12 protein-coding genes are annotated in these 14,735 nt (G+C 47.1%); 9 read left to right on the top strand and 3 right to left on the bottom strand.

The features are described 5' to 3' along the window. Positions 1–138 precede the first annotated feature (138 nt). The gene (locus KO533_RS09455; RefSeq protein ID WP_219251523.1) at positions 139–2,928 is read right to left on the bottom strand and encodes an insulinase family protein; all 2,790 of its coding nucleotides are present in this window, start codon (positions 2,926–2,928) and stop codon (positions 139–141) included. Between the two features lie 169 nt (positions 2,929–3,097). On the opposite strand from KO533_RS09455, the gene sixA reads away from it, so the two are divergent. Then, a complete protein-coding gene (sixA, locus tag KO533_RS09450; RefSeq protein WP_028761045.1) occupies positions 3,098–3,568 on the top strand; it encodes a phosphohistidine phosphatase SixA in 471 nt (156 codons plus the stop codon). Between the two features lie 97 nt (positions 3,569–3,665). Here sixA and smrB read toward each other — a convergent pair whose 3' ends face one another. Continuing rightward, on the bottom strand, positions 3,666–4,196 hold the full coding sequence (gene smrB / locus KO533_RS09445) for an endonuclease SmrB (protein ID WP_219253854.1): 531 nt from the start codon (positions 4,194–4,196) through the stop codon (positions 3,666–3,668). An 80-nt stretch (positions 4,197–4,276) separates the two neighbouring features. Here smrB and prmB point away from each other — a divergent pair, with 80 nt between their 5' ends. The 6 genes from prmB (at position 4,277) to KO533_RS09415 (ending at position 9,971) form a co-directional block, all read left to right on the top strand. Beyond that, positions 4,277–5,221, top strand: a complete 945-nt coding sequence (prmB, locus tag KO533_RS09440; protein ID WP_168824248.1) for a 50S ribosomal protein L3 N(5)-glutamine methyltransferase — start codon at positions 4,277–4,279, stop codon at positions 5,219–5,221. Positions 5,222–5,345: 124 nt separating this feature from the next. Continuing rightward, positions 5,346–6,440, top strand: coding sequence for a chorismate synthase (aroC, locus tag KO533_RS09435; RefSeq protein WP_219253852.1), 1,095 nt, complete (start codon positions 5,346–5,348; stop codon positions 6,438–6,440). A gap of 66 nt (positions 6,441–6,506) precedes the next feature. Beyond that, entirely contained in the window at positions 6,507–7,682 is a 1,176-nt protein-coding gene (locus KO533_RS09430) for an MFS transporter (protein WP_219253850.1), read from the top strand. A gap of 58 nt (positions 7,683–7,740) precedes the next feature. Continuing rightward, positions 7,741–8,919, top strand: coding sequence for an ATP-NAD kinase family protein (locus KO533_RS09425; protein WP_219253848.1), 1,179 nt, complete (start codon positions 7,741–7,743; stop codon positions 8,917–8,919). 4 nt (positions 8,920–8,923) lie between these two features. Then, entirely contained in the window at positions 8,924–9,208 is a 285-nt protein-coding gene (locus tag KO533_RS09420) for a YfcL family protein (RefSeq protein ID WP_011788898.1), read from the top strand. After that, a complete protein-coding gene (locus KO533_RS09415) occupies positions 9,198–9,971 on the top strand; it encodes an RNA methyltransferase (RefSeq protein WP_219253846.1) in 774 nt (257 codons plus the stop codon). Before KO533_RS09420 ends, KO533_RS09415 begins: the two co-directional genes overlap by 11 nt. A gap of 80 nt (positions 9,972–10,051) precedes the next feature. Here KO533_RS09415 and mnmC read toward each other — a convergent pair whose 3' ends face one another. Continuing rightward, positions 10,052–12,094, bottom strand: coding sequence for an FAD-dependent 5-carboxymethylaminomethyl-2-thiouridine(34) oxidoreductase MnmC (gene mnmC, locus KO533_RS09410; RefSeq protein ID WP_219253844.1), 2,043 nt, complete (start codon positions 12,092–12,094; stop codon positions 10,052–10,054). Between the two features lie 138 nt (positions 12,095–12,232). Between mnmC and fabB the strand changes: the two genes are divergently transcribed. Both fabB and KO533_RS09400 read left to right on the top strand, forming a co-directional pair. Further along, entirely contained in the window at positions 12,233–13,444 is a 1,212-nt protein-coding gene (gene fabB / locus KO533_RS09405) for a beta-ketoacyl-ACP synthase I (protein ID WP_219253842.1), read from the top strand. A 159-nt stretch (positions 13,445–13,603) separates the two neighbouring features. Next, a complete protein-coding gene (locus tag KO533_RS09400) occupies positions 13,604–14,734 on the top strand; it encodes a 4-phosphoerythronate dehydrogenase (RefSeq protein ID WP_219253840.1) in 1,131 nt (376 codons plus the stop codon). The last annotated feature ends 1 nt before the right edge of the window (position 14,735 follow it).

Genomic DNA, 14,735 nt, shown 5'->3' with positions numbered 1-14,735 from the left:
TAGAACATGGGCTAGCCATGTTTTACATCAGGATTACGTCCAACACTGAAAGATACGACTATAGTTGGACTGATTTGTAGCGGTTCTGTTTGTTTACCTAACTTTGCTCACAAATGTGTGAGCAAAAGTGTTTTTTGTTTAGAAATTAAACTTTTCTGCCGTTTGCTTAAAAACTTTAAGATCCGTGATCATTTTGTCTGACATCAGCGCGGCTTGGGTTCTGTGTTGTTCACCTGTGCTAAATAACACTAAGCGATCGCTGTGCTTAGTACGCATTTTACGCATCATGAACTTGAGTAAATCAGTGCGGGTGAGCTTAGTGATTTCGTCTACGACGAGTTCTCTTTGGTTAAATTGATAATCTCTATTGCCAACACTGACCCAATAACGTTGACTGCGAGTTTTGAGGTTCGCGTCGTGCTCCATTATTTGATTAATCAGGCCTACCTTTGTGCTTTCCCATTCTTCGTTGGTGATTTGCATCACTGCATAATTAAAGTCGGCAATAAACTCGTCGATGGCCTCTAATAAATGCAGTGGCCCAGTTGTGGGTGACTGAATATAGAAAATAAGTCCAGGATGACGATTGAGCGGCAGGTAACCTGTGCCTACCATATAGCCCAACTGTTTTTCAGTACGCAGCTCATGGAAGAAGGTGGACGACATAGTATGATTCAGTAAGCTAAATAGCGCCATTTTTTCAGGTGTTGCCACGGCAGATTGGTAATACACAATAATTGCGCTATCTTGATGATCTATTGCGAGTTCTCTCAGTAACGTGCCTTGGCCTGTTAAATTCACTAATTCTCTGGTGGACTCGGCGCTCGGCGTCGAAACTAAAGATAAAATGTGCTCTAAACGTTTGCCGAGAGCTTGTGCTTCAGAGACTAGCCAATCCCCGTAGACTAACCCTTCAAGATAGATCTTTTCGTAGAAGGCGCGTACATGGTTATGTAAATCTTCTAGGCTAATATCTTCCAACATTTGAGCCATGCGTGCTGGTTCATAGCTGCTTTTTTGCAGTGTAACAGTCAGGCTCGTAAATAATTGTGAAATCGGTTTAGCTTGTGTTTGATTCTGCCAACTGCGCAGTAGCTGAGATTTTATGAGGGCAAAGCGCTCTTCGGTAAAATTGCGCTCTCTGGCTTTATGGATTAATAGCGCTAATAACGTTTCTTGATTGCCTGTAAAGCCAGATAAATGCAGTGTAATTCCGCCTTGATGCGGATAAATGTTATAGCTTAAGCCTGCAACTTCGGCCTGATAGGTTGGCTCGGTGAGATAATCGAGTAGCATTTCAACATACAAGCGGGTGAGGGCGGCATGCCTTGGTGTTTTACTTGCCTGCTCTGAATCTAGCGATAAATACATGTGACCTTTTGGCACATTAAACTCATCATCTTTCTTATGCCAAATGCGGTATCCAGTTGATTCAGCAACTATCACTGGCACGTCAACATCGCTCTTATCCGGACGGGCAATCGAGTCGGCGACAATAAAAGGATTTGCAGCCGGTAGCTGTAATTCAGGGCGAATATTGTTCACTTGCCAACGAGCGAGGGACTGTGGCGCAATTGGGCAGACTTTGTACGGTGTGTGATACCAGTTAGCTTTACGATCCGTTTTAACCGATTGGGCGATAAGCTGCAGGCGCATATTCTGTGGCACCATGAGCTCAAGTAGCTCAATGGTTTCAGGGATATCTAGCCCATCCATCCGATAATCACCAAAGACCAAGTCTTCGACCTCATAGTGATGCATATTGATGCTGAGATGGCTGGCTAAATCGAGTGATTTAACTTGCTCTTGATAACGAAACGCCATTTTGAGCAGGTTTGCACGCTCCAAATAACGCCATTCATCTAAGCCTTGGGTTTTGATAAGTTCAATATACTCAAAACAGCAGCTGATAATTTCATCGAGATTGCCTAGCCCTTTATCGGTTAACTGTAAACCGATACTGTAATCCTTGAAGTTATAACCATTTACACCGCCGCCCGCAGACAAGTTGTTCACTAATCCTTGTTCTTTCAGATACGACAACAGACTGCCATGACTCTCATTGCCTAAAATATGGCTGATATAAGTCAAAGGCTTACGTTTGTAGTAGTGATCAATTCCTGGGAAATTAAAACTGATGCTTAAGCGTTTTTGCTCCTTAAGCGGCACAATATCGATTTGCCTCAACAGTTCTTTTTCTGAAAATAGTGGTACTTGAGGATAGTTTTTCACTAAGTTCAAGTTTCGGATCCCACTAAAATAGTGACAGGCTAAATCTTGTAATTCATCAAGGGAAAGCGGAGCGACTAAGCACAAGGTCATTAAGTTGGCGCTGTAATGGCTTTGATAGAAATCGAGTAATTCACTACGTACCTGTGCTTGTTCTCCGCCTAAGGTGACTAAGTTACCCACGGAAAATTTCGAAAATGGATGCAGTGGGTTGACTGTCTCTTTGAGTACTTGATAGGTTCGACGGATATCATCTTTTAGTTTTAAACTAAATTCAGATTCAATAGCTTGGCGTTCTCTATCGACTAAATCTAAATCAAATTTTGGGGCGATAAAAAATTGGCTGAATCTGTCTAAGGAGTCGGCAAACACTTCTTCATTGATGGTGAAAAAGAAGTTAGTGTGCTCTGTGCCCGTCCAAGCGTTATTGCTGCCGCCATGCTGATTAATAAAGGCGTGATACTCGCCTGAGTCTGGGAATTTCTCAGTACCTAGAAAGAGCATATGCTCTAAAAAGTGCGCCATGCCGGGTCTATCTGCGGGATCATCAAAATGACCCACGCCAACAGCCATAGATGCGGCAGCTTGGCTAGCATCTTGATCTTCAACCAATAACACCCTGAGCGCATTATCTAATACAAGATAACGATACTGGCGGTGATCATTTGGACTTTTATATATGGACTGAGAGGCTTGCAAAGAGACACTCCGGTAACGATAGCTTGTTATATATTGATAGTCTTAATGGTTTTTAGCAAATATCTCTTGTGTTTATCGACTAAAGATTAAGTCTTGTGAGGTTTGTTGAAACGGATTTTAGGGCTACAATTGGGATAAAACAAAAACAAGTTTGAGTCGCGAGAGAAGTATGCAGCTATTTTTGATGAGACATGGTGACGCCGGATTTAATGCTCAGTCTGATAGAGACAGAACACTGACCGATGTTGGAAGGCACCATACTGTGTTGATGAGCAACTGGCTAGCTCGCAGTGTGGCTGATTTCGATCTTGTTTTAGTTAGTCCTTACTTACGAGCACAGCAAACGTGGCAGGAACTGAGTCAGCATTTTCCTGAGCCGCGTAAGTGGTTAGTCGCCGATGATCTTGTGCCTTCTGGCGATCCCGCCAATGTAGCCGCCTTGGTTGTGGCTTATGCTGAGTTATACAAGGCGGATAAAGTACTCGTGATTGCTCACATGCCGTTACTGGGTTACTTAGTCAGTGAGTTAGTGGCTGGCGTTGAGCCGCCATTATTCGCGACGTCAGGCATTACGCTCATTGATAAACATGCCGAGCAAGCGTCGATTGTGTGGCAGCACGCCCCGCATAGTATTAGCTAATCTAGGTTTATATCTCTTTTACAAAACAAACGGCCCACATTAAATGGGCCGTTTTTTTCGCTAAATAGTAAATGTTAAAGCCTAAGCCGATAGCGAGCTAACGTCTATGCGGCTGCTCACCAATATCAATCAGCACTAATAACGCCGCATCCCCTCCCCATTCTTTAGGCGCCTGATGGAAAGCTTTCACCATAGGATGCTGCACTAACCACATGGGAACTTGTTGTTTCAATATGCCACTGCCATAACCATGCATAATGCAGCAGCACAGACTCTGTTGTTTGACGCAGGCTTGGATTAATGCTGCTAGCTCAAGTTTGGCGTCTGATTGGCGATAGCCGTGTAAATCCAGCAGCAAATCTGGCTGGTAATCGCCACGTCTGAGGCGTTTGAGTTCTAAACTGTCAACACCTTCTTCTAACCAACGCATTGGCCCTTGTACAGGCAGTAGTGGCTGATAAGTATCTGAGAAATAACTGTTAGCATGCAGTTGCTGCTCTTTCAGTTCTATTTCTTGTTTGGTTTTTAAGGGCATGCGAAAGTGTCGCTTATTTTGCGTGATGGGTTTAATTCCATCAATAAGCGCTGAGAACATCGCCAAGCCTTCTTTGTCGTCGTCTTTATTCATGGCGGGTATTCTATTGAATCCTATGGTTTCTGAATAGAGTTCAGTTACAATGTTTGCGAACAAACTAGCGGGAGCACGTTTTGGATAAGATCTTTGTAGATGAAGCTGTGACAGAATTACGTACTATTGGCGATATGTTACGTTGGGCCGTGAGCCGTTTTAACGATGCCAATGTGTATTATGGTCATGGTACTGATAATGCGTGGGATGAAGCCATCGCCTTAGTTTTCCATGCCTTACACTTACCCGAAGAAATCGGTCAGCAAGTGATTTTAAGTAACTTGACCAGCAGTGAAAAGCATAAAATTGTCGAGTTGATCATTCGTCGGGTGAGAGAACGCTTACCTGTGCCTTACTTGACCAACAAAGCGCGTTTTGCTGGGCTTGAATTTTACGTCGATGAGCGCGTGTTAGTGCCACGTTCACCGATTGCCGAAATGATCGCTAACCGTTTTAGCCCCTGGTTATATAACAAGCCAGTCACGCGTATTTTAGATTTATGTACTGGCAGCGCTTGTATCGCGATTGCCTGTGCCTATGAATTTGAAGACGCCGAAGTCGATGCGCTGGATATCAGCGATGATGCCTTAGATGTGGCGCAAATCAATATCGAAACCTTAGGTGTGATGGACAGAGTTTTCCCGATGCAATCGGATCTGTTTTCGGCCATCCCAGAAGGGCCTCAGTATGATTTGATTGTTTCAAACCCACCTTATGTGGATGCTGAAGACATTGGCGACATGCCTGATGAATATCACCATGAGCCTGCCATTGGTTTAGCCTCAGGTCGCGACGGGTTAGATTTAACCAAGCGTATACTCGCCAATGCCGCGCAATACCTTACGCCAACGGGTTTACTCGTAGTCGAAGTCGGTAATTCTATGGTGCATTTGATTGAGCAGTTTCCAGAAGTGCCATTCACTTGGATTAACTTTGAAAATGGTGGCGATGGCGTATTCGTACTGACCCGCGATCAACTGGTCGAAAATCAGTCAGTGTTCGGCATTTATCGCGACGCACAATAGCCTAAGATAGCAAATTAGGTTGAGACTTTTCCCGCTGCCAGTTAGGCTTGCAGCGGGAAAATGAATTGTCCAGTACTCGCTGGGCGCGGAGCGATGAACAAATAACCTAAGGTGTACAAAGCGGATGTCTGGAAACAGTATTGGTCAAAATTTTGTAGTGACGACGTTTGGTGAGAGTCACGGTGTTGCACTGGGTTGCATTATTGATGGTTGCCCACCTGGGCTTGAATTAACCGAAGCCGATATGCAGCATGATCTTGACCGCCGTCGCCCAGGGACATCCCGATATACTACGGCCCGTCGTGAGCCCGATGAAGTGCGGATTTTATCCGGCGTTTTCGAAGGTAAAACCACGGGCACCTCGATTGGACTCTTGATTGAAAATACCGATCAACGCAGTCAAGATTACTCTAATATCAAAGATTTATTCCGTCCAGGACATGCCGATTATACCTACCAGCAAAAGTACGGTATGCGTGACTACCGCGGTGGTGGCCGCTCTTCAGCCCGTGAAACTGCGATGCGGGTTGCGGCGGGTGCGGTGGCTAAAAAGTATTTAAAGCAAGTTCACGGTATCGAGATCTACGGCTATATGTCGCAGTTGGGTCCTATTTGTGCCGAGACCATTGATCTTGACCAAATTGAGCAAAATGCCTTTTTCTTCCCCGATGCTAGCAAGCTGGAAGCGCTCGATGAATACATGCGTGAGCTGAAAAAATCCGGTGACTCGATTGGCGCGAAAATCTCCGTTATCGCGACAGGTGTGCCAGTGGGTTTAGGTGAGCCAGTATTTGATAGACTCGATGCCGATATCGCCCACGCTTTGATGGGTATTAATGCCGTCAAAGGTGTTGAGATTGGTGATGGTTTTGGTGTCGTGACGCAAAAGGGCTCCGAAGGGCGTGACTTAATGTCGCCGCAAGGCTTTGAATCTAACCATGCGGGCGGTGTGCTCGGTGGGATTTCGTCGGGTCAGCCGATTATTGCCCATATTGCGTTAAAACCCACATCAAGCATCAGTGTGCCGGGCCAAAGTATGACGGCGCAGGGTGAAATGGCCGAAGTTGTCACTAAAGGTCGTCACGATCCCTGTGTTGGGATCCGCGCAGTACCGATTGCCGAAGCTATGCTTGCCATTGTGTTGATGGATCACTTATTAAGACACAGAGCGCAAAATCAAGATGTGCGCAGTCATACACCCGTGCTTGGTATGCGATAAGTCGCATGAAATAGCTGGTATGCGATAACGATACAATGAGTGGCATGAGATAAATGGAATGCGTTAATGTCAACTTCTTCTAGCACAAGCCGGCAATTGCGCTGGCTTTGTGCCTGCTATTTTTTCTTCTTTTCTATTCTCGGCACTATGGTCCCTTATCTTGGGGTCTTCTTCGAAAATCGCGGTTTTAATCCTCAAGAAATTGGCTTTTTACTCGCCATCCTGATGGCGACGCGCATCGTTGCGCCGAATGTGTGGGCTAAAGTGGCTGACCGAACGGGGATGCGCGCCGAGCTGATCAAAATGGGCGCGGGAGCCGCCGCGCTGGCGTATTTGAGTTTCTTCTACCATGGTGGTTTTGTGTATATGGCGCTGAGTTTGGCCCTCTATACTTTCTTTTGGAATGCGATCCTCGCCCAGCTTGAAGTGATCACCTTAGAAACCTTAGGCGAGAATGCCAGCCGCTACGGTCAAATTCGCAGTTGGGGCAGTGTCGGTTATATCTGTCTTGTTGTCGGTGCGGGCTTTGCCATTGGTCAGTGGGGCACAGAAGTGCTGCCTTATATTGGTTTGTCATTATTTATCGGCATGTTAGCCTGTGCGTTACCATTGCCTGCAAATCGCTTAGTGCGCGACACCAGCCAAGTGCGGCCGCCATTGCAATGGAATCGGGCGATTATTTGGTTCTTAGTCTCGGCGATGTTGCTACAAATGAGCGCGGGACCTTTCTACGGCTTCTTCGTCTTATATTTAAAACAAGCGGGTTACTCAGAATCATCAGCGGGGATATTTGTCGCCCTTGGCGCTATGGCCGAAATCGTGATGTTTATGTTCGCGCCGCGTTTACTGGGTCGCTATGGCGTGAATACCTTATTGATTGTCAGTATTGGCATGACTTGCCTACGTTGGTTATTGGTTGCCTTCGGGGTAGATAGCGTGTTGTGGCTTGGTTTTAGCCAATTATTACATGCCTTTACCTTTGGTTTAACCCACGCCGCATCGATTCAATTTGTGCATAAACATTTCGATGCGAGTCACAGAAGCCAAGGTCAAGCCCTATACGCCAGTTTAAGTTTTGGGGTTGGCGGCGCGCTCGGTACTTGGATTTGTGGCTTTATTTGGGGCGATGGTAGCGGGGCGGTTTGGTCTTGGGTATTTGCCGCAGTATGCGCCTTTGCCGCTATGCTGGCGGTATTCTTTATCCCTAAGGATAAACCGAGTGTTGTAGCCCATACGGCCTAGTCATATCCATTAAGATAAAAAATATAAAAATCAAAAGATTGTGTTAAGTGAGGTAAAGGTGATTCGGTTTCGTTTAGGGTTAGTTGTCAATCCGTTGGCTGGCTTAGGTGGCAGTGTTGGTCTTAAGGGCAGCGATGGCGTTGCCGAAGAGGCGATCGCCTTAGGCGCTGAACCCAAAGCCGCCTTGCGTATGATGCAGGCCCTCGAGGTTATCCGTGATTATAGTGATGACATTGAAGTCATTACTGCTTCAGGCATCATGGGTGAAGACGCCGCTAAAACACTCGGTTTTACCACGCGAGTGGTGTATCAAACTCCGGATAAAACTCAGGCACTGGATACGCAGGCCGTTGTGCGTGCGCTGCTGGATGAGCCGCTGGATTTACTGCTTTTTGCTGGTGGTGATGGCACGGCCCGCGATGTTTACTCCGTATTTGAACAAGCCACTATCGACGACAAACTCCCTGTGCTCGGCGTGCCTGCTGGGGTGAAAATTCATTCCGGTGTTTACGGTATTACGCCCCATGCGTCTGGCATGGTGGTCAAGATGTTACTCGATGGCGAACTTGTCAGTTTGATGTCCGCCGATGTGATGGATATTGACGAAGTGGCTTTTCGCCAAGGCACAGTGCGCGCTAAACGATTTGGTGAGCTCTTAGTGCCCGCCGAGCCGCGCTATGTGCAAGCGGTGAAGATGGGCGGCAAGGAAGTCGATGAACTCGTGCTGGCCGATATCGCCGCCGATGTGATCAATCAAATGGAAGATGAACTGTACATCATGGGCTCTGGCAGTACGGTTGCCTTTGTTATGGAAGAGTTAGGACTCGATAATACCCTGCTCGGTGTTGATCTCATTCAAAATAAAAACCTAGTTGGCAATGACTTAACCGCGAATAAATTACTCGAACTGACCCAAGATAAGCCGACTAAGTTGGTGATTACCTTAATTGGTGGCCAAGGCCATATCTTAGGGCGCGGTAATCAACAGTTGTCACCCGAGCTCATTCGGCGCATCGGAAAAGACAATATTATTATCCTCGCCACAAAAACTAAGCTAAAAGCACTTGATGGACGACCACTAATTGTGGATAGTGGCGACCCTAAATTAGATAGCGAGCTTGGCGGCTATTACAAAGTGACGACGGGCTACCATGATTACGTCATGTATCAGGTGGCCAATCCAGATTTATTGGTCGCAGCAGATGTGTCGGCCAATCCAGTATTAATGGAGAGTTAGACCCATGTTAGAGCATTACGAAGACGCATTAGAACAGTGGATCGCCAGCGTTGTTAGCCATGGTGATGACGATGCTTTGTTTGCCTGTGGCTATTTACAGGGCCATGTGGCCGTAGTGTTGTCCCAATTGGAAGCGCAGGGTGAAACGGATCTTGATGCTTTAATGCTAAAAATGACCGACTGTCTAGCACTCGCGCGCCAAGAATTAAACGATGCCGATTATGCCTTGGTTGAACAGGCATGGGCACAGCTGCAGGCAAAGATTATAGGCGAATTGGATGTTGCCTAGCTCCCAGCCGATAACTGACAACGAGCACGTGACTAATACCGAAGTAACGAGTGTAGAAATGCCGAGTGCTGAATTAGCCAGTGAGCAAGCTCTCGATGCTAGCGCGGTATTTATCGGTTTAGTGAATCCTAAAACACCCGTTAACGTCGGTGGCATTATGCGCGCATCGGGTTGTTATGGCGTCGATGGCGTATTTTACACTGGCAGGCGCTACGAGTTAGCCGCGCGTTCGGGCGCAGTGCAATACCATGTCGATACTAAAGATGCTGGCGAGCGCATTCCGCTCACGGGCGTCACTTCATTGTTAGCCGCGATTCCGGCGGGCACTCAGCTTATCTGTGTCGATTTGGTGGTGGGCGCAACGCCGCTGCCGGAGTTTGTCCATCCCGCAAAAGCCTTTTATGTGTTTGGTCCTGAAGATGGCACCATTGGCCAAGAGATTATCGATAAGGCTGATGCTGTAGTGTATGTGCCTACGGTCGGTTGTATGAATCTTGCGGCTTCGGTCAATGTGCTGCTATACGACAGATTGGCGAAATCTCACCGTGAGGCTGCAAGCCTGACATCGAGCCTAGCATCTGGTCTACCTTCGAACTTAAGCGGCGATGCGCTGATCCGCCAGAGTCGTGATAACAACAATCGTACTCGGGTAAAAGTGGCGAGAGAATCGAGAAAGCCCCGACATATTGAGGCTAGCTGTGTAGAGCCTAGCAGTCTTGAACCTAGCAGCAGTGATAACACTATTGTTGTTACTGCCGCTTAAGTGGTTTACAGAAAATAATAAAAAAGGGATTAAGCCAAGGCTTAATCCCTTTTGTTTTATTTGCACAGGCGATGGCAAAGCTAGAGGGATTTTCCCTTGAGTAACTTTCGCAGCCACATACGATTAGGGTTGAGTTTACACAGAGTAGCTTTATCGAGTGGTATTGGCTCGCCGCAAAGCTGCGCTGCGAGACATTCGGCTGCAAGTGGCACAGAACTGAGTCCCCGTGAGCCTAACCCACCAAGAATATACAGTCCTGGATGCACCGGCGCTGGCGTGGTTTGCCAGTAGTGGCGACTCTCTTTAGTGAGTTGATGTTGCGCATAATCCTTAATAATTTGCGCCACATCGGGCGCGCAGCCCATCATAGGGAAATGATCCCGCGTCACCATACGCACGCCAACACGGGCATTGTTGCCACTCATGTCGATATCTTCAAGCCAGCTTTGGTTCGGATAACTCTCGTGCATTTTGGCGAGGTTTTCTTGCTGCTCCAGCGGGCAAAAATCTAAATGCTTAGGTTCTTTAACGTAACTCGCGCCAAGGCAGTGGAGTCCTTCGTGACTCGGGGTCAAATAACCGTTGGCGCACAGCACTGTCGCGAGTTGACTCAATTGAAATTGAGCGGGTACATGGCTGACTTGGCCGCGAAAAGGGCTAATTTGTAATTTGTTGCTGGCATCAAATTGGGTGAGCGCTGCGCCATTGGCGAGCACAACTTGCGCAAAGGGGCCAAAGCGATGCTTAGCGGTGATTAAATACCAACCTTCACTTTGATGCTCAATTTCAAGGATCTCAGTCTCCAAATGGAGTTTGACCTCGGTAAGCTGCTGCGCTTTTTGTATTGCGGCTTCGGCATATTCGTAGGGACAAACCCAGCCAGCCAGCGGATAGAAAAAGCCTGATTTGTCAATATTAATGTTCGCAAGAGAATTAGCCTGCTGCGCATCGACTCGATAGGCAATTTCACTTGGCCAGTTCTGGCTTTGAATAATTTTATCGAGTCGTAATTGGCTGCGTTCATCGTGGGCGGTTTGCAATACCCCGCAAAAGTCATGGGAAATCGGCGTTTGATTTGGGGCGGGGGCAGATGTCAGCGCCTGTACTCGACGGCGGCTAAATAAAAATGCTTGCTGGAAGAAGCGGCTTAATTCATCATTTTCCGGTGTCAGCAGCGGATAAATCGCCCCTTGGCGATTGCCCGAGGCGCCTTGGCCAAGCTTGGTATCTTTACAAAAGAGCTGCGTACTTTGGCCGCGTTCCGCCAAAGACAGTGCCAAATGCGCCGAGGCTAACCCGCCGCCTATGATGGCAATCGAGCTGGGCGCGTCCGAGGGTAAGATTGCAGCCATAGGATTAAAGGCATAGGCTTTAGCATCTTGCTGGCGTAAGACGTGGCGCTCGTGTAACAAAATGGCATCAGGCTGAGGGGCTGTCTGTATTGCTGCGCAGGTAAAATCCCTCACCTCAAAGCCGCAGGCTTGGAAACGGCTCACAGGTGTTTCGCTTAGTCCGCTTGATTCGTTTAATCCAATAGTTGCCACAGTGGCGCCATCGTCACTGAGTTTTGCCATCTGCCAATGGATCTGCTGATTTAACCCATTTTGTAGATGGGGCAATACCAGCCAGTGCTGAACGGGGTGAAGCGGAGAATGGATGAGTGAACTGAGCTGGGATTGAATATCACCAAAGTGCAGGTCGATTGTGGTACGACCGTCATCAAAAATTAATCTCTGGCAACCTATAATAGCCGTCGGCTCTGTATGAAGTAAGCGTTGGGCAAGTGGCTCAAGTTCAGGCACTTTGGTTAAACAGGCGGATTGATCCCAAAGTAATTTAAGTTCGTAAGCATTAATCGGATTGGGTTCGAATACGTTAAGGAGTAATCGTTGGTTAGGGTTCGTCTGAGTGCGCCACCAAGATAAGAGTTCAAGCCCGTTACCTAAACCCATTTGCCCTAATACTAAGAGTTTTTGCTGTGAATGAGCCTCAAATACCCGCTGCTGATAAATGCTCAACTTGCTGAGATAGTGTGCATCAGTGTGAGCTGTTGCGGGATAAAGGTTGATTAATTGCGGGTAATCGCGCTTAATTTGGCAAGGTTTATTGGGCTCTGCAGTCAAAGAAATTTACTCTCGGTCTCATAATTGGCATTATTTTACTCGCCTTTATGGAAAGCTGACCACTTAATTGAGTCAAAACAGATACTATTGGCTCAGCGAAAAGTAGGTACTGACATGTACACAATGGATAGCAATAAAATGAAAAGAGTCGTGATCACCGGAATGGGTGTTGTTTCAAGTATCGGTAATAACAAGCAAGAAGTGACCGAGTCACTGAAAGCGGGCCGCAGTGGTATTACGCATTCAGCTCAGTTTGAAGAGATGCAATTACGTAGCCATGTATGGGGTGACATCAAGTTAAACCCTGCTGAGCATATCGATCGTAAGGCATTGCGTTTTATGGGTGATGCGGCAGCTTATGCCTACATTGCTATGCAAGAAGCGGTTGTCGATGCCAATTTAACTGAAGAACAGTATTCAGATCCGCGCGTAGGTTTGATTGTGGGTACAGGCGGCGCATCATCGTCTAACCAAGTACAATCTGCCGATACATTGCGTGAAAAAGGCGTTAAACGCGTAGGTCCGTATATTGTGCCTCGCATCATGTCGAGCACGGCCAGCGCTTGTTTAGCCACGCCATTTAAAATTAAAGGCATGAATTATTCTATCAGTTCAGCCTGTGCAACTAGCGCCCACTGTATTGGTCATGCTGTTGAACTTATCCAAATGGGTAAGCAAGACATGGTGTTTGCCGGTGGTGCTGAAGAAGTGGATTGGACACTGACCATGGGCTTCGATGCTATGGGCGCACTGTCAACCAAGTACAATGCCACACCAGAAAAAGCCTCTCGTACCTATGATGCAGACCGTGATGGTTTTGTTATCTCTGGCGGCGGCGGTATTTTAGTGGTTGAAGAGTTAGAGCATGCTCTGGCTCGCGGCGCAAAAATTTACGCTGAAGTGATTGGTTATGGCGCGTCTTCAGACGGTTATGACATGGTGGCGCCATCGGGTGAAGGCGCTGTGCGTTGTATGCAAATGGCGATGATGGATGTCGATACCCCAATCGATTACATCAATACTCACGGCACTTCAACGCCAGTGGGCGACGTGCGTGAATTAGAAGCGCTACGTGAAGTTTTCAAAGACAAGTGCCCACCGATTGCATCGACTAAGTCTATGACAGGTCATGCATTAGGCGCCGCAGGCGTACATGAAGCGATTTACAGCTTAATTATGATGGAAAACAGCTTTATTGCCCCAAGCATCAATATTGAAAATCTGGACGAAGCGGCGAAAGATATGCCTATCGTGCGTGAGTATCGTGATGCTGAGCTGAATACAGTCATGAGTAACAGTTTTGGTTTTGGCGGTACAAACGCCACGCTAGTGATGCGTAAATTCAAATAAGTTTGTTTATCAAACGTGATAGAAGGGAAGCTTAGGCTTCCCTTTTTTATGGGCGTTTTTTGTAAACCTGTTGCATCGACAAGGATTTATCCCATTAGTCTTGTTAGAATACCGAGCATCTTGATGCCTTCCATTCCCACTTTTTTAGATCAGGTGCCCATGAAGATTTTAGTCGATGAAAATATGCCCTATGTTGAACCGCTATTTGGCGATCTCGGGGAAATTATTCCTGTTAATGGCCGCACGTTAACCGCAGCGCAAGTGCGCGATGCCGATGTGTTATTAGTGCGCTCAGTCACCAAAGTGAATGCCGAGTTGCTCTCGGACAATCATCAACTGAAGTTTGTCGGCAGTGCCACTATAGGCACAGATCATGTGGATTTAACCTACCTTGCCGAGCGTAATATCCCCTTCTCTAATGCGCCAGGTTGCAATGCGACTGCGGTTGGGGAGTTTGCTTTTATCGCTATGCTGGAGTTAGCACAGCGGTTTGATTCGCCGCTTAAGGGCAAGGTCGTCGGCATAGTGGGCGCGGGCAATACCGGTACTGCAACAGCTAAATGCTTGCAAGCCTACGGTATTAACGTGTTGCTTAATGATCCCATCAAAGAGAAACAGGGCGATCCACGCAGTTTTGTGAGTTTAGAGACCATCATGGCGCAGGCCGATATCATCAGTTTACATGTGCCAATCACGCGAACGGGCGAGCATAAAACCAAATATTTATTCGATGAGGCGCGCTTAAAGGCGCTCAAACCCAATACTTGGTTAGTTAATTGCTGTCGTGGCGATGTGATAGATAACAAAGCACTTGTCAGAGTTAAACGCCAGCGTGATGATCTTAAATTAGTGCTCGATGTGTGGGAAGGCGAGCCAACACCGATGCCTGAACTGGTGCCACTGGCTGAATTTGCCACCCCGCATATTGCAGGTTACAGCTTAGAAGGTAAGGCGCGCGGCACTTTTATGCTCTATCAAAAGCTGTGTCAGTTACTTAATATTACTGCCGATAAAAGTCTGCTGGATCTCTTGCCAAGCTTTAACATTAAGGCGGTCGAACTTGCGACCGCGCCGAATGAAAAAGCGTTATTACAGCTTGCGCGTTTTGTCTATGATTTGCGCGATGATGACAAGATGTTCAGAAATACATTCTTAAATGAGAATGGCTTCGACACTATGAGAAAAAATCACCAACATAGACGCGAATTTAGTGCATTGGCGCTGGCTTATGACGGTCAATCTGAGGTAGATTGGTTGTCCAATTTAGGTTTTTCAGGAGTCGGTCAGTAGC

This window comes from Shewanella sp. NKUCC05_KAH (assembly GCF_019345585.1).
GTDB classification, from domain to species: Bacteria; Pseudomonadota; Gammaproteobacteria; order Enterobacterales; family Shewanellaceae; genus Shewanella; species Shewanella oncorhynchi.
Note: the sequence above shows the minus strand (reverse complement) of the source record. Positions and strands in the feature narration are given on the sequence as shown.